Origin of the sequence: Paenibacillus cymbidii, from assembly GCF_004764705.1 — a bacterium.
Lineage (GTDB): Bacteria > Bacillota > Bacilli > Paenibacillales > NBRC-103111 > Paenibacillus_AN > Paenibacillus_AN cymbidii.
The window spans coordinates 158948-180516 of sequence record NZ_SHLX01000010.1; the positions used below are offsets into that span (position 1 = coordinate 158948).

A 21569-nucleotide genomic window follows, 5' to 3' on the forward strand; every position below is an offset into this window, starting at 1 on the left:
GGGGGAGCGGGGACGATGAATGTGATGGACATGTTTTCATTGAAGGGCAAGGTTGTGCTGGTGGTCGGCGGCTCCGGGCTGCTCGGCACGCAGCTTGCCACGGCTTTGGCGGAAGCGGGGGCAACGACGTATATTACCACTCGCCACGAAGACAAGCTCGACAGCCTGGAGCGGACCTATCGCGAAAAGGGGTTGGCGGTTTCCGCCATTTATGCGGACCAGTCGCGGGAGGAGACGATTATTGCCGCGCGCGACTTGCTGCTGGAGCGGGAGGGGCGGCTCGATGCGCTGGTCAACAATGCGGTAGGACGCGTCATGAAGGGCGGCTGGAACGGCGACACCGCGCTGTTCGCCGCAAGCATGCAGATCAATGCGACCGGCATTTACGCGCTGACCAAAATTTTCGGCAACGTCATGCAGCGGCAGCGGTCCGGCTCGATCATCCAGATCGCGTCGATGCAGGGCATGGTCGGGCCCGACGACTGGCTGTACGAAGGCGAGTTCAAGGTGCACCCGGACTATTTTTTTCATAAAGGCGGGATGATCAACTTTACCCGGTTCGCTGCGAGCTACTACGGAAAAGACAACGTCCGCTGCAACTGCATCAGCCCGGGCGGCATCGCCTCCGATCGTACGCCGGAGGATTTCGTCCGGCGCTACAACACCCGAACCATGCTGAATCGGATGGCTTCGAACACGGATTTGAAAGGCATCGTCGTATTTCTTGCTTCCGATGCATCCGCTTATATCACGGGCGCCAATATTCCCGTGGACGGCGGCTACACCGCCAAATAGGCCATAAAAAATGGCTTATCGGCGCGATTTTCCCCCTTGCGACGGAAATAGCCAGCGAAAACACTGGCTATTGTGCCCAAACGGCCGCCAAATCGTTCGTTTCGAGCAAATAGCCAGTGAAATCACTGGCTATTTTTCTGCGACCCCCCACTTTTGTCGAAATAGGCCATAAAAGATGGCCTATTTCTGAACCCGGTTACTGAACTCGCTTTCTCCGACTCACCATCGCCGCTGCGGCCAACTCGCCGTCGGTCCGACGACAGCAAAACATGCCAAGTGTTTACCTCGCGCCGCCGTCACTGCCGCCGCCGCTGCCGCTAACCCGGCAACCGCCGATCTTGGCGGTACTTGCCCGGGCTGACTCCGAACTGTCGTTTGAACAGGTGATGGAAGTGACTCAGGTTGTGGAAGTTCAACTCGAGCGCGATTTCGGTCACGCTCAGCCGTCCGCCGGCCAGCAGGTTGGCCGCGCAGTTCAGGCGCAGGCCGTTGACGTAATCCGTCGGCGTCATGCGAAAATGCTTCTTGAACTCGCGGCACAGGTGATGGCGGCTCCGGCCGGACAGCTCGACCATACGCTCGGTGCCTGCCACGAAGTGTTCCTTTTGATTCATTTCGTCGTGCACGTCCAGCAGCCACCTCGGGGCGGCCGTCGCTTCCTCGAACGGGTCGGCGGGAAACGTACGCGGCAGCCACTCGGCCAGCAGCGAACGCAGCTGCGCCCGAATCAATTCCTTCTGCCGGAACGGCAGCGCCAGAATGCGCTCGAAGCCGCGCAGCACCTTCAGCCGTTCGGAGTCGGAGAGGATGTGAGTCGGCGGATATTTGGCCTGCAGCAGCCGGTCGGGCCGGAACCCGGCGCCGAGAAAACGAAACAGCTCCTCCACCGTATCGGTCGAGTAGGCGATGTTGATGTATTCGCACACTTCTTCGCCGGACGGCAGGAAGACGTGCGCATCCGCCGGCCGGATCAGCAGCAGGCTGCCCGGCGGCAGCAAATGGCTGGTGCCGTCGGCGAAGCTGTGCCGGATCGTCCCTTTGGTGACGCAGTGCAGCTCATAATATTCGTGGGTATGCAAGTAGCGATAGTTGTTGTTCGTGCTGTTCAGGCGATAGCCGGCGCCGGTGTCGGGATCGATGATCTGGGCCGCCGTAAACAGCCGGATTGTCATTGCCGCACCGTCCTTTCCTCTTAGATGGTAATGTTTCGGATGAAGCTTTCTGGCCCGCCCGTCTTCGGTCAAGATCAAAATAGCACATGTTTTTCGTTCCTGCAAGGCAAGTTTCGACAGCGCCGGGAGAGGTAAAATGAAGACGGTACCGCACGTACGGGTGCACCATCGACAATCGACGATACCCCGACCCATTCGAAACGGAGGCGCTGCAAATGAACATGCTGATGACGTTGCCGGAAGGCGACGCCAAACGAAAATTTTTCCCCCCGCACCTGCTGGAGGAGCTGCGGGGGCTCGGCACCTTGCGCGAAAACCCGTACGGCCGCGTCATGACGCAGGAAGAGCTGGCGTTGATGCTGCCGCAGACGGAAGTGTGCATCGTGCTGTCCTGGGGAGGAACGCCCCGGTTTACCGAGGAGGTGCTGGACCGCGCCGATGCGCTGAAGCTGATTGTGACGCCGGGCGGAAGCGTCGCCCCGTTCATCACGGAAGCCGTGTACGACCGCGGCATCACGGTGTGCAGCGCCAACCGGCTGATGGCCATGTACACCGCGGAAGGGGCGCTCGCCTATATGCTGGCCGCCGTGCGCGACGTCGTTCGCCGGCAGGCGGACCTGCGGAACGGTGTATGGAATTCGGCCCCCTGCCGCAGTTTGTTTCAGGCGCGAGTCGGACTCGTCGGCCTCGGCACGGTTGGCCGGCATCTGCTCGAGCTGCTGCGGCCGTTTCAAATCGCCGCCACCGTGTACGATCCGTACGTGACGGCGGACGCGCTTGCGGCGTTTCCTTATGCGACGCTCGGCAGCCTGGAGCAGGCGCTGGCCGGCGCCGACATCGTTTCCCTCCACGCTTCCAAGACGGAAGAAACGTACCGGCTGCTGAACAAGGAGCGGCTGGCGCTGCTGCGGGACGGCGCCATTCTGGTCAATACGGCGCGGGGCGCGCTGATCGACGAGCAGGCGCTGGCCGCGGAGCTGCGGACGGGGCGGATTTATGCCGCGCTGGACGTATACGAGGAGGAGCCGCTGCCGCAGGCGAGCCCGCTGCGGGAGACGGACAACGCGCTTTTGATGCCGCATGTGGCGGGGCAGGCGGAGCTGGTTCGGCTTGCGGCGGAGCTGGTAGCCGAGATCGCCCGGCACAAGCGCGGCGAAGCGCTGACGCTGACAATCGCGCGCTCCCAGTTCCGGCTCATGACCCGCTGACGCGTACGCCCGGCAGCGGACGCCGCTTCCCGGCGACGCGCAACCGATTTTGGCGATGCCCCGATCCATTTTTGATGATGGCGATTCGATATTGAGCATTTACTTCCCCTTGCCGCATGCGCTACCTTTACCGTAGACGGCGCGCGCATCCGTTGTTACAACAGAAGCTGAAAACGAAAGGTGTGTCCGTATGGAGCAAAAAAGGGCGGCAGGGTCAAAGAAAGCAACCTGGGGGAAACGCAAGCAGGCATGGGGACTCGGCGTGACCGTAGCGCTTGCGCTCGGCCTGGCGGCGGGATGCCAGAACGGCGGCGACAGCGGCAAAACGAACAGCGGCAGCGAGGCGAGCGCCAAGGCGAGCCCTTCGGCGGGGCAAACACAATCGGCCGCGCCGTCGGCGACGCCGGCCAAACCGCTGTCGCTGACGTACTGGGCGGCGCTGAATCCGAATGCGTCCTCGGTCGTGTCCAACTTGAACGAACTGGCCATGTATAAGGAAATGGAGAAACGCACGAACGTCAAATTGCAGTTCAAGCATCCGGCGGCCAACCAGGTCGACGAACAATTCAAGCTGATGATCGCCTCGCACGACTTGCCGGACGTCATCGAAACGAACTGGGTCAGCTACCCCGGCAGCCCGACGAAAGCGATCGAAGACGGCGTCATCATCAAGCTGAACGATTTGATCGACGCGAATGCGCCGAATTTGAAGAAACTGCTGGCCCAGAATCCGGAGGCGAACAAGCAGCTGCGCACGGACCGGGGCGAATTGTATGCGTTTCCGTCATTAACCGTGTCCAAAAACCGCGTGTTCAGCGGGCTCATCGTCCGCCGCGACTGGCTGGACGAGCTGAAGCTGCCGATGCCGCAAACGATCGCCGACTGGGAGACCGTGCTGCGTGCCTTCAAGGAGAAAAAAGGGGCGACGGCTCCGTTTACGTTCATGTACAATCAATTGGGCGTGGTGTATGGGTTCCTTGAAGCGTTCGGGATCAACAACGACTTCTACGTCGACAACGGCAAAATCAAATACGGCCCGGCGCAACCGGCGTTCAAGCAGTTTCTCGAGACGTTCCACCGCTGGTATGCGGAAGGGCTGATCGATCAGGACTTCGCCACCAACGACGGGAAGATGCTCGACGCCAACATCACGAATGAAAAGTCAGGGGCGATTCTCGGCTTTGTCGGCGGTACGATCGGCAAATACATCGACGCGATGAAGGCCAAGAATCCGCAATTCAAGCTGGCGGCGGCACAGTATCCGGTGCTGAACAAGGGCGAGGAGCCGAAGTTCGTCCGCCGCGAATGGGACTACAACTACACGGGCGGCGCCGTGGCGATTACGACAGCGAACAAAAATCCGGCGGAAACGGTCAAATACCTCGATTACCTGTACGGCGAGGAAGGCCATATGCTGGAGACGTTCGGCGTCGAAGGCCAGACGTATACGATGAAAAACGGCTATCCGACGTATACCGACCTGATCATGAACAATCCGGACAAATTGCCGATCGCAAGCGCAATGGGCAAATATTTCCGCGCCAACTACCCGAGCCCGGGCTATTCCGACGACCGGTACATGGAGCAGTATTACCTGTATCCGGAGCAGAAGGACGCACTCAAGGTGTGGGCGCAATATGCCGACAACGCGCTCAAGGTACTGGTGCCGCCGGTGTCGACGCTGCCGGAGGAAGCAAGCGAAATGGCGCGCATCATGAACGAACTGAACACGTACAAGGTCGAGATGACGACCAAATTCATCATGGGGACGGAATCGCTCGCCCAGTTCGACAACTATACGGCCCAATTGAAAAAAATGAACGTGGACCGGGCGATCGCCATTATGCAGGCGGCGCTGGACCGTTACAACAACAGGAAATAGCCGCCGGGCGGGAGGACGACGAATGAGTGTGGTACAGGAGACGATCCCGCGCCGGGCGGACGAGGGCAGCCCGGACGCGCGCCGGGAAGGCGGGAAAACGTCGTTCGGACGCTTCCTGCGCAAGGATTTCCGGCGCAACCGGATGATTTACGCCATGGCGCTGCCGCTCGTCGCGTATTACGCGATTTTCCATTACGCGCCGATGTACGGCGCGGTGATCGCCTTCAAGCAGTTCAATATCGCCAAGGGCATCTGGGACAGTCCGTGGGTAGGCGTAACGCATTTCACCGCATTTTTTGACAGCTACTATTTCTGGCGCATTCTGCGCAATACGCTGCTCCTCAGCGTATACCAGCTGCTGTGGGGTTTTCCCGCCCCGCTGGTGCTGGCGCTGCTGCTGAACGAAGTGCGCCGCAACTGGTACAAGCGGCTGATCCAGACGATCGCTTATTTGCCTCATTTTATATCCGTCGTTGTCGTGTGCGGGCTGGTCGTCGATTTGACCAGCCGTCACGGCCTCGTCACCGAGCTGATCGTCTGGCTCGGCGGCAAACGGACGGCGCTGCTGGCGGAGCCGGGCAATTTTCGCACCATCTTCATCAGCTCGGGCATTTGGCAGGAAATCGGCTGGGGCTCGATCATTTATTTGGCGGCGCTCAGCGGCATCAATCCGGAGCTGTACGAGGCGGCCAAGGTGGAAGGAGCGGGCCGGTTCCGGCAGATGTTGCATATCACGCTGCCCGGGATTATGCCGATCGTCGTCATTTTGCTGATTCTGAAAATGGGTCAAATGATGGACGTCAGCTTCGAAAAAGTTATTCTATTGTATAACCCGAATACGTATGCGACCGCCGACGTGATATCGTCGTTCGTATACCGCAGCGGCCTTGCCGGCGGCGAATACAGCTACAGCAGCGCGATCGGCCTGTTCCAGTCGGCGATCAACTGCTGCCTGCTGCTTGCGGCCAACGGATTCGCCAGGCGGGTAAACGGCAACAGCCTGTGGTAAGAATCAGTCCCACTAACGAAAGGAGCGGCGACCGCATGGCGGCATTCCGCAAAAGTCCGGCCGAGCGGCTGTTCGACGGCTGCAACGTCATCGTCCTGCTGCTGCTCGCCATCGTCACGCTGTATCCGATGCTGCACGTGCTGGCGGCGTCGTTCAGCGACTCCAACCGGCTGATGAGCCACCAGGGGCCGCTGCTGCTGCCGATCGGCCTGCAGACCGAAGCGTACAAGCTCGTGCTGCAAAACCCGAACCTGCTGACGGGCTACCGCAATACGCTTACGCTCGTCATCGCCGGCACTGCCTTCAACGTGTTCATGACCGCGCTCGGCGCTTACGCCCTGTCGCGCAAGGACGTGTACTGGAGCCGGCCGCTGATGGTGCTGATCGTGATGACGATGTTTTTTGGCGGCGGACTAATTCCGACGTACTTGCTCGTATACAAAACGCTGCATCTCGGCAATTCCTTGCTGGCGCTGATCTTCCCCGGGGCGATCTCGACCTGGAACCTGATCGTCATGCGCACCTCCTTCAAGCAAATTCCGGAGAGCCTGATCGAATCGGCGCGAATGGATGGAGCCGGCGACATCGGAATCCTGTTCCGCATCGTCCTGCCGCTGTCGCTGCCGATCATCTCGGTGATGATCCTGTTCTACGGCGTCGGCCATTGGAACTCCTGGTTCGGGGCGATGATTTACTTGCGCGAGCGTTCGCTTTTCCCGCTGCAGCTGATCCTGCGGGAAATCCTGATTCAGAACAACACGGACAGCATGATGACCGGGGTCGGGAGTCTCGACAAACAATCGGTCAGCGAAAGCATCAAATACGCAACGATTGTCGTCGCCACCGCTCCGGTGCTGTTCGTCTACCCGTTTCTGCAAAAATATTTCGTCAAAGGCGTCATGATCGGCGCGCTAAAGGAATAGCGCAAGCAATCAGATCCGATTCAGATTCGCATCATGGAGGGACACGCATGCCGGCCGAAACCCGCTCGCTCAGACGAAGCGTCCTGCTATCCTGGATCGCCTCTTACGCGCTCATCCTGCTCATCCCCAACGTGTTCAGCCTGCTCGTTTATTTTCGCTCGGGCAGCGTGATCGAGGACGAAATCAATCGTTCCAACACGGCGCTGCTGAAGCAGGTGCAGCAGGCGATGGACAGCCAGCTGCGCGAGGTGGAGCGGTTCGGCATGCAGATTGCCTTCAATGCGCGGGTGGTCGAGCTGGCGCAGGCGCGCGGGCCGCTGTCCCCCGAGCAGAAGTACAAGATGAGCGAAATGCTCAAGGATTTTAAGCTGTACGCGACGTTGAACGGGTTTATCGACGATTTCTACGTCTATTTCCGGCACACCCAATCGGTGATGACGTCGCGAACGTATTTTGCCGACGCCAGCCTGTTCTACCGGATGACGTTCGAAACGGCGCAGCTGTCGTATTCGCAATGGCTCGAACAGATGAACGGGCTGCCGACCGGCGCGTACACGACGCTTGTGCGCAAGAACGATTCGGGCAGCGAAATCGAAACGATCGCCTTCGCCCGCTCCGTGCCGGTGGAAGAGATCCGCGAAACGCCGGCGCAAATCGTGATCCTGTTCGATACCGAACGGTTCCGGCAGGCGATCCGCAATTTGCAATGGGTGCACCAGGGCGCCGTGCTCATTCTCGACGGCGGCCGCGTCGTCGCTTCGACTGCGCCGTTCGACGCGCCCAAGGCCGCCGCCATCGGCGCCAGGCTGACGGAGCAGGGCGGAATCGCCCGCGCCGAGCTGGACGGCGAGCCGCTGACGCTGGCCTACGTGTCGTCGGAGGTGACCAAGTGGACCTACGTGTCTGTGCTGCCATCGGACGTATTCCTGCAGAAAGCCAAGTACGTGCGCAACCTGACCGTTGCCAGCCTGCTGCTGTGTACGGCGATCGGCGTGGCGGCGGCCGTGTTTTTTGCCCGGCGCAATTACAACCCGGTGCGCGAGCTGCTGCTGCTCGTTGCGGGGAGGACGAAGCCGACCGCAGGCTCGGCCATGGACGAGTACGAATACATCAAACACGCGATTCATCACACGCTCGGCGAACGCGACCGCATCCACCGGCAGCTGGAGCAGCAGAAGGGCATGATTCGCGCCAACCTGCTTCTGCGCCTGATGAAAGGCCGGCTGGAGGCCGGTTATCCGCTTGACGAGGCGCTGACGGCGTACGATTTGCCGTTCGTGTCGGACCGTTTTGCCGTGATGCTGATTTATATTGAGGACTTTGCCGTGCTGTTCGATGCCGGCGGCGAAGACGACGAAGAGAAGAAGCTGCGCTTCGTGTACCTGATCGTGCAGAACATCGTCGGGGAGCTGATCGACGAGCGCCATCGCTGTTATTCGGCGGAAACGGAAGGAATGATCGCCTGTCTCGTCAACCTGCGTCCGGCGGCTGGCGCTGCCGGGGAGGAAGACGACGGCCTGGCGGACATCGCCATGCGGGCGCAGACGTTCATCCGCGATCGGTTCCACATCGCGTTCACCGCTTCGATCAGCGGCGCCCATCCGGGAATCGACGGCATTGCCGCCGCGTACCAGGAGGCGCTGGAGGCGATGGAGTACAAGATGGTGTACGGCATGAACCGGATCATCGTCTACGACCGGATTCGCAAGCCGGAGCTGGAGCATACGTACGCCTACCCGCTGGAGCAGGAACGGCAGCTCATCAACTACATGCAGATCGGCGATTTTGCCAAAGCGGAACAAGCGCTGCTGGACGTATTCGCCGCCAACGGCGAATTTCGCCGTTTGCCCGTCGAGGTGGCGCAATGCCTGATTTTCGACATGATCGGCACGATTATGAAAACGATTAACGAAATGAATGTCGGCGACCGGAGCGCCTTCGCGCAGACGCTGAAGCTCGTTCCCCGAGTGCTGCAATGCGCCGACGCAGCGGAGATGAAGCGCGAGATGACGACGATTGTCGAGCAGGTGTGCCGTCTGACCGCCGAACGCCGGGACAGCCGCGGATCGGGCCTCAAGGAGGAAGTGCTCGATTATATCGCCGCCGCCTACCAGGACGTCAACCTGAGCGTGTCGACGATCGCCGAGCATTTTCGCGTCAGCAGCGGGCATTTGTCGCGTCTGTTCAAGGAGCAGTCGGGGGAGAGCATGCTCGATGCCATCAACCGCGTGCGGCTGGCCCGGGCCAAGGAGCTGCTCGCCCAGGACGGAGTCAGCATCGCCGAAGCCGCGGTGCGGGTCGGCTACTACAACAGCAACGCGTTTATCCGCACGTTCAAAAAATACGAAGGCATCACGCCGGGCCAATACAAAATGAAGCTGTAGCCGGGTGGTGCCGGGCGGTGGAGGAATGGAGCGATGGGCCGAAACGCCCGGATTTTTGACGATTTTGCCGCCGATGCGAAGCGCTCGGTATTGCCCGACTTTTCTTACGCCGGTTACGGCTACGGGGAGAAGCCGATCCCCGGGCTTGAGGCGAGCGTTAACGTGCGCGACTTCGGCATCGTGCCGGACACGGGGGAGGATCTTACCGAACGGATCGGGCAGCTGATCGATACGGTTGGCGCAAGCGGCGGCGGGGTCATCTTGTTCCCGCGCGGGCGCTACGAACTGAACGGCGACCCCGAAAGGCCCGGGGGCATCGCGATCGACCACAGCCGGATCGTGCTGCGGGGGGAAGGCAGCGGCAAGGACGGGACGGTGTTCTGCAAGCGGCGCCCGCTGCTGCACAAGGCGCAGCCGTGGCTGTCGCCGGGCATTATTCATACCGGCGGCGCGCTGTTCGGCAACGACCGGTTTCTCAGTCCGCGGGATTTGCCGCAGGTGGCGCAGCTGGCGGCGGAAAGCCGCAAGGGCGACCGAATCCTGCAGCTGACGGATGCTTCTCAGCTCGCAGCCGGCGACTGCATCCTGCTGTGCATGCGCAACACGGATGACGAGGGCAGCCTTATTCGCAGTATGCTCGCGCCGTTTGAGCCGGACCCGAAGATGAAGGACGCCTTCACTGCGGGAGTGCGGCGGACGAATTCCTACCAGTGGCTGGCGGAGGTCGAGCGGGTGCTGGACGGACGGCGCATCCTGCTGCGGCAGCCGCTGCGCCGCGACCTGCCGCTGCGCTACGAGCCGTTCGTGTGCCGCATGCCGATGCTGACGGAGATCGGGATCGAGCACATCCGTCTGGAGAGCGCCTGGGACGGGGGCGGTTACTACCATCACAAAAACCCCGAGGTCGATTACGGCTGGAGCGGCATATGTTTGCACCGCGTCGCTCACGGCTGGGTGCGGGACGTGGCCGTGGACAATTACACGCAAGGCGTGCAGCTGCGCGACAGCCGCAATGTGACGGTACGCGACGTGGCGATGTACGGGCATCCCGGCCATTACGGGATGAAGTGCTACGCCCACGCCTGCGACAACCTGTTCGCGGACATTGCGCTGCATGCGTTTCTGACGCACGGGGTTGGCATCGAAGGCACGACGCAGGGCAACGTATTCACCCGCATCCGTTTCCTTGCGGAAGGAACGGAAATCGATTTGCACGGCGGCGGCGCGCCGAGCGCCAATCTGTTCGACCGTTTTCTCGGCGTCGCCAAGCTGTCGGGCGGCGGCGCAATCGCCAATTTGCCGCACAGCGGCCATCACAACACATTCTGGAATATCGGCTACCGACATGCGCCGGCCCGGCACAACATGAACACGTACTGGCGCGAGGAGCGGATGGTTACAAGCGCGGAGAACGAGGCGGAGCGGCTGGACGAACTGTTTTTCGCCTGGTACCGGAGCTACAAGCAGGAGCTTGACACGCTGCAGGACCATCATTTGTACCCGAAAAGCATCGTCGTCGGCGCACACGCCTGCGACCCGGAGCGAGTCGTGCGCATCGAGCGCTGCGTTTCGGACCGCGACGACGAATGGATTTACGCGGAAGGTCTGAACGAGCGGCACGTCGGACCGGAATCGTTGTATCGGGCGCAGCTGGAGCTTCGTCTGGCACAGGCGTAACCGGCCCAATCAATCGAATAAGAGGGGGTTCGATTTGATATGTTGCGATTCAAATCGCGTCTGCTGAGCCAGACGCTGGTGTTGACGCTGGTATTGACGATGTTGGTTCCATGGATCGCCGCGCCGAGCCGCGCGGAAGGAAGCGGGGACGATCCGATCTACCAGGGGCTCGATACGATGGCGTTCGCCATCGACTACGATCGGCTGGAATCGTACGAAGGCGCGCATCCCCGGCTGATGATGGATGCCGCCGGTTTGGCCGACGTGCGCGCGAAGAGCGTGCAGCCGGCGTTCGCGGGCGTAGTTTCGGCCACGTACGCCAAGGCGGCCGACGCCGTGGCGACGCATCCGCCGCAGACGGTGGACGGCACCCTGCGCACGGCCGATCCGGTGTTTGCCTCGATCGGCGACAATATCCCGACGCTGGCCATGGCCTATTTGCTCAGCGGCGATCCGCAGTATCTCGACTCGGCTGTGGAATGGATCGAGGCCGCATGCGGCTATCCGCAGTGGGAACTGGCGCCAGACCTGGCCACCGGCCAGACGCTGATGGCGCTTGCGCTCGCCTACGACTGGCTGTTCGCCGATCTGGACGCGCCGACGAAAGCGACGATGCGCGCCAAGATGCTGCTCGAGGGCGGCAAGGTGTACGAGAAGGCGACGCAGGGCAGGCAGTCCTACTGGAACCGCTCCTGGCTGCAAAACCATATGTGGGTAGCCGTTTCCGGCATGGCTGCCGCCGCGATGGCGCTGTACGACGAAGAACCGACGCTGCTGCCTTGGCTGGAGACGGCGAACCGCAATTTCAGCACGACGATGTCGGTGCTGCCGGCCGACGGCACGAACCATGAAGGCATGGACTACTGGTTCTACGGCATGGAAAGCTTGTTTCAATATGCCGACATGGCCAAGTTGCTGTTGGGAACGGATTTGTTTACAACTGCGTGGTTTTCGCAAACGTCGGCGTTTTTGCTGCAAAACTTTTTGCCGCGCGATGCCTGGACGAAGGATCGGTACTTCTTCGCTTTCGCCGACGGCATCGGCAACGGCAACGTGATGGAGCACATGCTGCGGCTTCTCGCCGGCAAGTTCGACGACGGGTATGCGCAATGGCTGGCGGACGAAACGGTGGCGGCCGGCATCACTACATCCAAGCGGGTGTTTATGGACTTGTTCTGGTACGACCCGACGATAGCGCCCGTTTCGCCGGCGGCCGGAGAAGTGGCGACGATGAATCATTTCAACGATCTTGACATCGTAAATGCGCGCAGCTCCTGGGACGGGGACGAATCGGCGCTGTTTTTCCGCTCCGGGCCGCCGCTCGGGCACAAGGAAGCGGAGCTTAGCAGCGGGCTGAGCCCGCAGTACGACTGGGGAGCGGCTCACGTCGACCCGGCCGCGAACTCGTTCCTGCTGTTCGGCGACGGCGAGTCGCTGATCCGCGACGACGGGTACGCGATGCCCAAGCTGACCGTGGGCCACAACACGCTGATGATCGACGGCCAGGGGCAGCTCGGCGAAGGCGGCGACTGGCTGAACATGCAGCCGTATCATGACTTGAGAGCGGAGCCGTATGTGGCCGAAGCGACGTCGTCCCCCGGGCTCGACTACATCGTCGGCGACGCGACGGAAGCGTACGCCCCGGCGCTTGGGCTGAGCAAATACAGGCGGCACCTGCTGTTCCTCAAGCCGGACGTGCTGATCGTCGTCGACGACGTGGCGCTCGCTGCGCCCCGCGCGCTGGAATTTCGCTTTTGGCCGGAAAATCAGTCCCTCATCCGCCAGACGGACGGCGGGTTCCTGGTGCCGGGGAGATCGTCCGCGCTGCGAATCGTGCCGCTGACGCCGCAAGGACTCGATATAACGGTCGACTCGCGGCGCATCCTTACCCGCTACGACGCGCTGGCGCGAAATGCGGTCAAGCTGGCGGCAACGACGGACAGCCTGCAGAACGCCGTCGCCTTCTCGTGGTCGGCCGCGACGGGTACGCCGAGGCCGGTGGCCTACACGCGAAGCGGCAACGAATGGACGTTTGCCGTGGGCAATCAAACGGTAGTATTGAATACGGCGACGGACTCGGCGACGTTGTCGGGCGCAAACGACTACCTCACCGAAGGGATGCAAATCGTCCGCGACGGCCAGCTGTTTACGCTGCCGGAAGCGGCCCGCACGGAGGACGGCACGGTGATGGTTCCGTTCGCATCCGTATTCGCCGCGCTTGGGGCCGCGTGGACGTGGAACGGGACGATGCATACGGCAACGGGAAGCGCCGGCGGCAGCACGTTTGCGCTGACGGTGGACGATCCGGACGCGCTTGTCGACAACGTCGTCGTGCCACTGCGGCACGCGCCTTCGTCGGTGAATGAAACGGTTTATGTGCCGCTGCAGCTGGTGGGCGCGGCGTTCCATTCCGTGGTGTCCTGGGACAGCAACAGCTCCACGCTGCGGATGACGGCGAACGGAACGAAAGCCGGCGCCGATGCCAGCCTGAAGGCGGTGGCGGTGAACGGCAAGCCGGTGGACGATTTTGATGCCGGTACGTTTGCGTACACGGTGCCGGTTGTCGGCCGCACCGACGTTCCCGGCATCGTCGCTATTCCCGCCGACGCGAACGCCAGCGTGGAAACGATCCCCGCGCAGCAGGTGCCCGGCGCCACGACCGTGGTTGTGACCTCGGCCGATGGCTCGGCGCAGGCGGTGTATACGTTCGATCTCGTTTATCGGCATCCGCGCGGAGCGGGCACGCTCGATATTGTCGGCGTCGCCTCGAGCGGCGGGGAGAGCGGCAATCCGGCGAATGCGATCGACAACGATTTTGCCACGTCCTGGACGGAGGAAGGCATCGGCAAATGGCTGCAGTTCGATCTCGGTCAAGTGCGCGAGGTGAGCAGCGTGGCGCTGGCGTTCTACGCAGGCAATACGCGCACCGCCAATGTCGATATCGTGCTCTCAGAGGATGGCGACAATTGGACGACGGTGTTCAGCGGCAGCAGCAGCGGCACGACGCAGGACCTGCAGTTTTTCGATTTTGCCGCTACGTCGGCCCGTTACGTGAAGGTGATCGGCCGTGGCAACAGCCAGAGCGCCTGGAACAACATTACCGAAGCGGGCGTGTTCGACAGCAACCCGTTTCTGAAAGCCGTTTCGCTTACGGCGCCGCAGCCGCGCATCGTGCTTGGCCAAAGCGCCGCACTCACGCTGTCCGGCACGATGAGCGATTCCACGCCGGCCAGCTTTGCGGGCGCGGAGGTGCGGTTTACCAGCGATTTGCCGTCTGTGGCGAGCGTGGACGCAAACGGAGTTGTGACCGCAGGCGGCATCGGCACGGCGACGATCAGTGCGGTCATCCGGCTGAACGGGCAGACGCGTTTGGCGAGCATGGCGATTGCCGTGTACGACGGCACGAATGCGGTTTCGCTCGCGCCGGCGGACGATGCGTATACGGTGTCGTGGCGGACGAACGACAACTTCGGCAGCCAGACGACGATGGAGGTCAAATCGTCGCCGAGCGATCCCGGCACGTCCCGATATGGTTACATGAAATTCGATCTGGCGCCGCTGGCGGGCGAGAGCCGGATTGTCAGCGCCAAGCTGCACTTGTTCGCGATTAAAAAAACGTCGCTCGCCCCCGGCAATGAGGCGGACCTCACGCTCTATGGCGTCGCCGACGACACGTGGACGGAGACGGCGCTGACGGCGGCGAACCGGCCGGCGTTCGGCGCAGCGCTTGCGTCGGGCGTCGTGGCGGCGCAGGGCAACTGGGTCGCGCTGGATGTGACGTCCTATGTGTATGCGCAATATGCCGGCTCCCCCGGCGACGGCGTCGCCAGCTTCGGCATCGGCACTCAGACGAGCGAAGGCTACCTCGCCATTCAGAGCAAGGAGGTCGGCAACGCCAATTCCCGGCCATATCTGGAGGTGACGACGCGGGAAGGAGCGCCGCCGGCCACGCTCGCCTTGTCTCCGGCGGAGCCGGAAGGGCTGAACGGCCGGTATGCGTCGCCGGTGACGGCCACGCTCGGTTATGCCGATCCGTACCCGACGGGCGCTTCGCTCGAGTACAGCCTTGACGGCGAGACGACCTGGCTGCCGTATACCGCGCCGCTGCTGTTCGACCAGGACGGCACGTACGAGCTGCGTTACCGGGCCAGGGACGGCAGCGGCAACCCCGGGCTCGTGCACAGCCGGACGTTTGCGGTCGACGTGACGGGGCCCACGGCGACGATCGCCTACAGCGTCGAAGCGGCGACGTACGGCGGCACCGTGGCGACGCTCGTGCCGAGCGAGCCGGTGACGGTCACGAACAACGGCGGCTCGTCCAGCTACACGTTCCGCGCCAACGGCAGCTTCACCTTCGCTTTCGTCGACGCGGCAGGCCGTACGGGCACGGCCACGGCGTCCGTCTACTCGATGAGCAGCGCGAACCTTGCGCCGACGGACGACGCTTATACGGTCGTTTGGCGGACGAACGACAACTTCGGCAGCCAGACGTCGATGGAGATCAAAAATCCGCCCAGCGACCCCGGCGCCTATCGCAACGGGTACATGAAATTCGATTTATCGTCGCTTGCGGGCGGCAGCCGGATCGTCAGCGCCAAGCTGCACCTGTTCGCGATCAAAAAAACGTCGCTCGCCCCCGGCAACGAGGCGGACCTCACGCTTTACGGCGTCGCCGACGATACGTGGACGGAGGCGGCGCTGACGGCGGCGAACCGGCCGGCGCTCGGCAGCGCGCTCGCGTCCGGCGTCGTGACGGCGGCGGGCAACTGGGTCGAGCTGGACGTGACGCCGTACGTGTACGCGCAGTACGCCGGCTCCCCCGGCGACGGCATCGCGAGCATCGGCATCGGCACGCAGACGGTTGAAGGGTACCTGGGCATTCAGAGCAAGGAGGTGGCGAACCCTGTCTACCGGCCGTATTTGACGGTGACGACGGCGGCGAATTAGCGGCGGGTGATGCGCCGGCGTATGGCCGGGCCAGTGGCCCGGCGGCTGGCTGGGCGGCCGGGCGAATAAGCAATAAAAGATGGCCTATTTGCCCGATTTCCCGCCTCGCCGCACAAATAGCCAGTGATTTCACTGGCTATTTGTCGCATATTGCTTTCATTTGGCCTTTTCGGCGCGAATAGCCAGCGTTTTCGCTGGCTATTTTGTTGCGCCTACCTCATTTTGGCGAAATAGGCCATTTTTTATGGCTTATTTTGCCGTAGCAGCTTGAGCGCTTCGTCCAGCTCCCAGTCCAGCGTAAGCGCCTCGTAGTTCGACCACCGTTTACCAAGGTTGCAGACCTGGTTGCTTTTGACGGTGGGAATTTTTTTCCAGGACGGATTGTCCGTCAGCTCCTTGTACTTGCCGTCCGCTTCCGCGCTGTCTTCGACGGAGATCGTGCCAAAACGCTGTAAGGCTGAAATCAGCCTTATTTCGTCCGTTACTCGCCGAAAATGCCGCTGTAAGGCTGAAATCAGCCTTATTTAGCTCGCCGCACGCCGAAAACGTCGCTGCAAGGCTGAAATCAGCCTTATTTCGTCCGCCGCTCGCCGAAAATGCCGCTGTAAGGCTGAAATCAGCCTTATTTAGCTCGCCGCACGCCGAAACGTCGAATCAGCCTTATTTCGTCCGCCGCTCGCCGAACCGCCGTTGTAAGGCTGAAACTGATGCGCTAAATGCCTCGCGGAGGGCCCGCGGCGACGCAGCAGCGCATGAAACATGCGCTAAAAGCCCCGCGGAAGGCCCGCGGCGACGCAGCAGCGCATGAAACATGCGCTAAAAGCCCCGCGGAGGGCCCGCGGCGACGCTGCAGCGCATGAAACATGCGCTAAAAGCCCCACGGAGGGCCCGCGACGACGCTGCAGCGCATGAAACATGCGCTAAATCCTTCGCTGGGGGCCCGCGGCGACGCTGCAGCGCATGAAACATGCGCTAAATCCCGCGCCTCCGGCTGCCCCGCCGCCCGGGGGGCTTATTTTGCGCCGCCATCAGTGAATATCGTGCTTCTTGAAGCTGCCGCCTTTCACTTCCGCCACGTCGTACACCATAATGAAGGAGTTCGGATCGATGTTCTGGATAATTTCCTTCATCTTGCTTTCTTCGAGCCGGTTGACGACGCAGGTGATTTCCTTGAACGATTCGTTGGAGTAGCCGCCTTGCACGATGTTGTACGTGGCGCCGCGCCCCAGGCGGTCGCGGATCGTTTCAACCATGATTTCGGGCTGGCGGGTAATGATTTTGAACGTTTTGGCGCCGCTGAGCCCTTCTTCGACGATATGGATCACTTTGGAAGCGATGTAGTACGCGATGCCCGACAGGATTGCCCCCTGCAGGCCGAACACGCTGGAGACGACGATAAACACGAACAGGTTCAGGAACAGGATAAGATCGCTCGTGCCAAAAGGCAGCTTGCGCGACAGCAGCACCGCCAGCATGTCGATGCCGTCCAGAGCGCCGCCGTTGCGCAGCGCCAAACCCATGCCGAAGCCGATAATGATGCCGCCGACAACGGTGATGAGCAGCGTGTCGCCTTCAATGATCGGAGAGAGATGATGCATGACGGAAGTGCCGATCGCCAGGGAGGCGATGCCGAGGATCGAGTTGATGGCGAAGCTTTTGCCGATTTGTTTGTAGCCGAGGAAAACGAACGGAATGTTCAGCACGGCGATCAGGACGCCCAGCGGCAATTCGAACAATTCGTAGCCGACGATGCTCAGGCCCGTCACGCCGCCGTCCGACACGTTGTTCGGGATCAGGACGGTTTCCAGGCCGTAGGCGGTGATGAAGGAGCCGACGATTACTGCCAGCGCCCGCAATATTTTTTTGAGAATGGCTGGTTTTACAGGGTGTTCATTTTCATGCGTTGGCTTCATGTCGCAACCTCATTTCCTAGTATCACAGTCCGTAATACCATTATTAACGTTCCGGGGGGGCGGATTGCAAGTTTTGAAGGCGTTTTCGCCAAAAAAAATCGCATGTCGTCCCATTGCACGTTAGGCCGCGTTAGGCGCAATTACGCACTTTACTTACCCCATCAGAATTTATAAGATAAGTTTGCGAAGCTGACGAATAAATTTGAATTGGCGATAAAACCTGCCTCTCCCGGGAACCCAGCAAAGTACCCGGACTTCGCTTCGCAGCTTCACGTCGCTTGGTGGGGCGGAAGTGCGGTCGCTCATCTTGGAAAAGCATCGATAGAAGTTTTCTCACTCATGCGCATAAAGTTACGACAATGGTTCCCAAGAGCTGCCGGAAGGCAGCGCCATATGACAGGAGGATTGCGGACATGAGCACCATTCGCATCGGCATGATCGGCACCGGCGGCATCGCCGGCTGGCATGCGCGCCAACTGCAGGAACTGCCGGAAGTCGTCATCGCGGCGATCGCCGACACCAGCGCGGACAACCGCGCCGCTTTTACGGACAAATACAACCTGCACGGGGCGGGACAATTTGCGGATTACCGCGACATGCTGGCGCAGACGGAGCTGGATGCCGTCGTCATCTGCTCGCCGCATACGCTGCACTTCGAGCAGGCGACGGAAGCGCTGAAGCGCGGCCTTCACGTGCTGCTGGAGAAGCCGATGACTTGTTCGTCCGCCGAAGCGGAGCAACTGATCGAAACGGCCAAACAAGCGGACCGCAAACTGCAGGTGTCGTACCAGCGGCATTTCCAGCCGGAGTTCCTCTATATCCGCGACGCGATCGCCCGCGGGGAAATCGGCAAGCTGACGAGCGTCACCGCTTCGCTGTACCAGGAATGGGGGATCGCAACAACCGGCTCCTGGCGGCAAAATCCGGCCTTGTCCGGCGGCGGCTTCCTGATGGATTCCGGCAGCCATATCATCGACGTGCTGCTCTGGACGACCGGGCTGACGCCGATCGAAGTGAAGCCGCAGCTGCACATGCACGGCACGGCCGTCGAACTGGACACGTTTACGTCGATTCGTTTCGCCGAAGGCGCGGTGGCGGGCCTCAATCTGGTCGGAAATGCGCCGTGCTGGCATGAAACGTACGTATTCTGCGGAGAGACGGGCGGCATCTTTTACGACAACGGAAAAATTACGCTGCGCCGGTTCCGGCAGGAAGCGGTCGTCCCGGAGCTTCCGCCGCAAACGACGAACCAGGACAAAAGCTTCATCGACGCCATTCTCGGCAAGCATGAGGTGTTGGTGCCGGGCGATTTTGCGCTGAAAGTGGTGACGTTGTCGGAAATGATTTACCAGGCGGCGGACTACAATCCGCAAGGCGTCGTCTTGCTGGACGGCGAACAAACGGCCTGACGCTCAAGCGGCAGGAGGACATAACTTCGAGCAGCCGGCAGGAATATCGCAGCCGGCGGGCGAAGTTTTATGGCGAAGCGTCTTTCAATCGCAAGCGCCGGGAGGCAAAGCATGAAGCAGCTTTTACTGCCGGGCACGTCGCTTGACGTGTCCCGCATTGCGCTCGGCACCGTGCCGCTGGGCACCGCGCTGGACGATGCCGCGTCGTTCCGGATGATCGACACGTACGTGGAGCGGGGCGGCAATTTGCTCGATACGGCGGCCGTTTACGCCAACTGGATCAACCCGGAACCGAGCGCCAGCGAAAAAGCGATCGGCCGCTGGCTGAAGCGGCGGGGCGGCGCCCGGGGGATTGTCATTTCGACGAAGGGCGGGCATCCTCCGCTTGGGGCCATGCAGCAGTCGCGGCTCTCGGAGGCCGACATCTCGGCTGACGTGCACGACAGCTTGCGGCACCTCGGCGTGGACGCCATCGATTTGTACTGGCTGCATCGCGACGACGCGAACCGGCCGGCGGGCGAAATCGTCGAAACGATGAACAATCAGGTCAAGGCCGGCCATATTCGTTATTTTGGCTGCTCGAACTGGCGGCCGGAACGGATCGCGGAAGCGCAGGCGTATGCGCGCGAGCATGGGCTGCAGCCGTTTGGAGGCAGCCAGATTTTGTGGAATTTGGCCGCCATCAATCCGGGCTCCATCGGCGACAAGACGCTTGTGACGATGGATGAAGCCGCTTACGGCTACTACCTGGAGGCGGGTATGGCGGTGTTCGCTTACACGTCGCAGGCGCAAGGCGTGTTCAGCAAGCTGGCGGCCGGCGGCCCGGACAGCCTGAAGGAAGGCGTGCGGCGAGTCTATTGCAACGATACGACGCTGGCCAGGCTGGAGCGGGCGCAGCGGCTGGCGGCGCGTCACAACGTGCCGGTGTCGGCGATCGTGCTGGGCAGCCTGACGAACCGGCCGTTTCCGACGGTGCCGATTATCGGCCCTGCATCGGTGGAACAATTGGAACAGTCGCTGGAAGGGGCGGACATTGTGCTGACCCCGGAAGAGCTGCGGTCATTGACCGAACCGGCGGTCGTCTGAACGGATGACGTTCTGGCGAATGCAATGCCATCGAACATGAGGGAACTATTTTGAAGGAGGAACTTTCAGGCAATGGGAGCAAACGATAAAATCCGAATCGGCGTCATCGGCGCCGGCAACATCGGCAACGTCCACATCCGCGATTACAAAAAGCTTGGCAACGAATGCGAGGTTGTTGCCGTCACCGATACGTATTTGCCGCTGGCGGAAGCGCGCGCCAAGGAATACGACATTCCGCACCTGTTCAAATCGCCGGAGGAGCTGATCGCCAGCGACATCGTCGACGCGGTCAGTATTTGCGTGCCGAACCAGTTTCATGCGCCGCTGACGGTGCAAGCGCTCGAAGCCGGCAAACACGTGCTGCTGGAGAAGCCGATGGCCATCGGCCTCGAAGCGGCCAAACAAATTATGCGGGCCAAGGCGGCTTCCGACAAAACGCTGATGATCAGCCACCAGATGCGCTGGGAGCATGCGGCGCAAATCGTGAAGAAGCAAGTGGAAGCCGGCGAGCTCGGCAAAATTTACACGGCCAAAACCGGCTGGTACCGCCGCAAGGGCATCCCGGGCTGGGGCACCTGGTTTACGCAAATGAGCCAATCCGGCGGCGGACCGCTGATCGATATCGGCGTGCATATGCTCGACTTGGCGCTTTATTTGATGGGCAATCCGAAGCCGGTTTCGGTATTCGGCTCGACTTACGCCGAGTTCGGCCCGCGCAAACGCGGCATCGGCACGTGGGGAACGCCGAACTGGAACGGCATTTACGATGTCGAAGATTTGGCCACGGCGCTGATCAAGATGGAGGACGGCTCGTCCCTGACGCTGGAAGTGAGCTGGGCCGTACACATGGACACCGACAGCACGCCGTTCATTCACCTGATGGGCACCGAAGGCGGCGCCGCGCTGCGCGGCAGCAAAGGCAAGTTCCTGACGGAGAAGTTCGACCGTCCGATCGAAACGGAGTTCACTTCTCCGGAGAACGACGAAGGCAGCCGCATCCGGCTGAGCCGCCACTTCCTCGAGTGCGTGCGCGAAGGCAAGGAGCCGATTACGTCGGCGATGAGCGGCTTTACGAACAATCTTATTCTCGACGCGATTTACCAATCGTCGCGCACCGGCGAGCTCGTGAAGCTCGACTGGAATTTCTAGCATTCGGAGGGAAAA

General features: G+C 61.3%; 13 protein-coding genes. 11 read left to right on the forward strand and 2 right to left on the reverse strand.

Features of this window, described 5'->3' with window-relative positions; genetic code table 11:
* Positions 1-15 precede the first annotated feature (15 nt).
* The gene (locus EXY20_RS15740) at positions 16-795 is read left to right on the forward strand and encodes an SDR family NAD(P)-dependent oxidoreductase (protein WP_135552758.1); all 780 of its coding nucleotides are present in this window, start codon (positions 16-18) and stop codon (positions 793-795) included.
* A gap of 317 nt (positions 796-1112) precedes the next feature.
* Here EXY20_RS15740 and EXY20_RS15745 read toward each other — a convergent pair whose 3' ends face one another.
* The gene (locus tag EXY20_RS15745) at positions 1113-1967 is read right to left on the reverse strand and encodes a helix-turn-helix transcriptional regulator (RefSeq protein ID WP_167859264.1); all 855 of its coding nucleotides are present in this window, start codon (positions 1965-1967) and stop codon (positions 1113-1115) included.
* A 215-nt stretch (positions 1968-2182) separates the two neighbouring features.
* On the opposite strand from EXY20_RS15745, the gene EXY20_RS15750 reads away from it, so the two are divergent.
* From EXY20_RS15750 to EXY20_RS15780, 7 genes are all read left to right on the forward strand, one after another.
* Positions 2183-3175, forward strand: a complete 993-nt coding sequence (locus EXY20_RS15750; protein WP_135552763.1) for a hydroxyacid dehydrogenase — start codon at positions 2183-2185, stop codon at positions 3173-3175.
* A gap of 190 nt (positions 3176-3365) precedes the next feature.
* A complete protein-coding gene (locus EXY20_RS15755) occupies positions 3366-5057 on the forward strand; it encodes a type 2 periplasmic-binding domain-containing protein (protein ID WP_135552765.1) in 1692 nt (563 codons plus the stop codon).
* 22 nt (positions 5058-5079) lie between these two features.
* Positions 5080-6066 (forward strand): ABC transporter permease, encoded by a 987-nt coding sequence (locus EXY20_RS15760; protein WP_135552767.1) that lies wholly within the window; start codon positions 5080-5082, stop codon positions 6064-6066.
* Positions 6067-6101: 35 nt separating this feature from the next.
* Positions 6102-6989, forward strand: a complete 888-nt coding sequence (locus EXY20_RS15765; protein ID WP_135552769.1) for a carbohydrate ABC transporter permease — start codon at positions 6102-6104, stop codon at positions 6987-6989.
* 47 nt (positions 6990-7036) lie between these two features.
* On the forward strand, positions 7037-9373 hold the full coding sequence (locus EXY20_RS15770) for a helix-turn-helix domain-containing protein (RefSeq protein WP_135552776.1): 2337 nt from the start codon (positions 7037-7039) through the stop codon (positions 9371-9373).
* Between the two features lie 33 nt (positions 9374-9406).
* Positions 9407-11050 (forward strand): DUF4955 domain-containing protein, encoded by a 1644-nt coding sequence (locus EXY20_RS15775; RefSeq protein WP_135552778.1) that lies wholly within the window; start codon positions 9407-9409, stop codon positions 11048-11050.
* Between the two features lie 39 nt (positions 11051-11089).
* Entirely contained in the window at positions 11090-15997 is a 4908-nt protein-coding gene (locus tag EXY20_RS15780; RefSeq protein WP_135552781.1) for a CBM96 family carbohydrate-binding protein, read from the forward strand.
* A gap of 1028 nt (positions 15998-17025) precedes the next feature.
* Here the strand turns inward: EXY20_RS15780 and EXY20_RS15785 are convergent.
* Positions 17026-17910, reverse strand: coding sequence for a YitT family protein (locus tag EXY20_RS15785; RefSeq protein ID WP_135552783.1), 885 nt, complete (start codon positions 17908-17910; stop codon positions 17026-17028).
* Between the two features lie 413 nt (positions 17911-18323).
* Here EXY20_RS15785 and EXY20_RS15790 point away from each other — a divergent pair, with 413 nt between their 5' ends.
* The 3 genes from EXY20_RS15790 (at position 18324) to EXY20_RS15800 (ending at position 21554) form a co-directional block, all read left to right on the forward strand.
* On the forward strand, positions 18324-19319 hold the full coding sequence (locus tag EXY20_RS15790) for a Gfo/Idh/MocA family protein (protein ID WP_135552785.1): 996 nt from the start codon (positions 18324-18326) through the stop codon (positions 19317-19319).
* A gap of 111 nt (positions 19320-19430) precedes the next feature.
* Positions 19431-20405, forward strand: a complete 975-nt coding sequence (locus EXY20_RS15795) for an aldo/keto reductase (protein WP_167859265.1) — start codon at positions 19431-19433, stop codon at positions 20403-20405.
* Between the two features lie 72 nt (positions 20406-20477).
* Complete coding sequence (locus EXY20_RS15800) at positions 20478-21554, forward strand: Gfo/Idh/MocA family protein (protein ID WP_135552789.1); 1077 nt, start codon at positions 20478-20480, stop codon at positions 21552-21554.
* Positions 21555-21569: the final 15 nt, after the last annotated feature.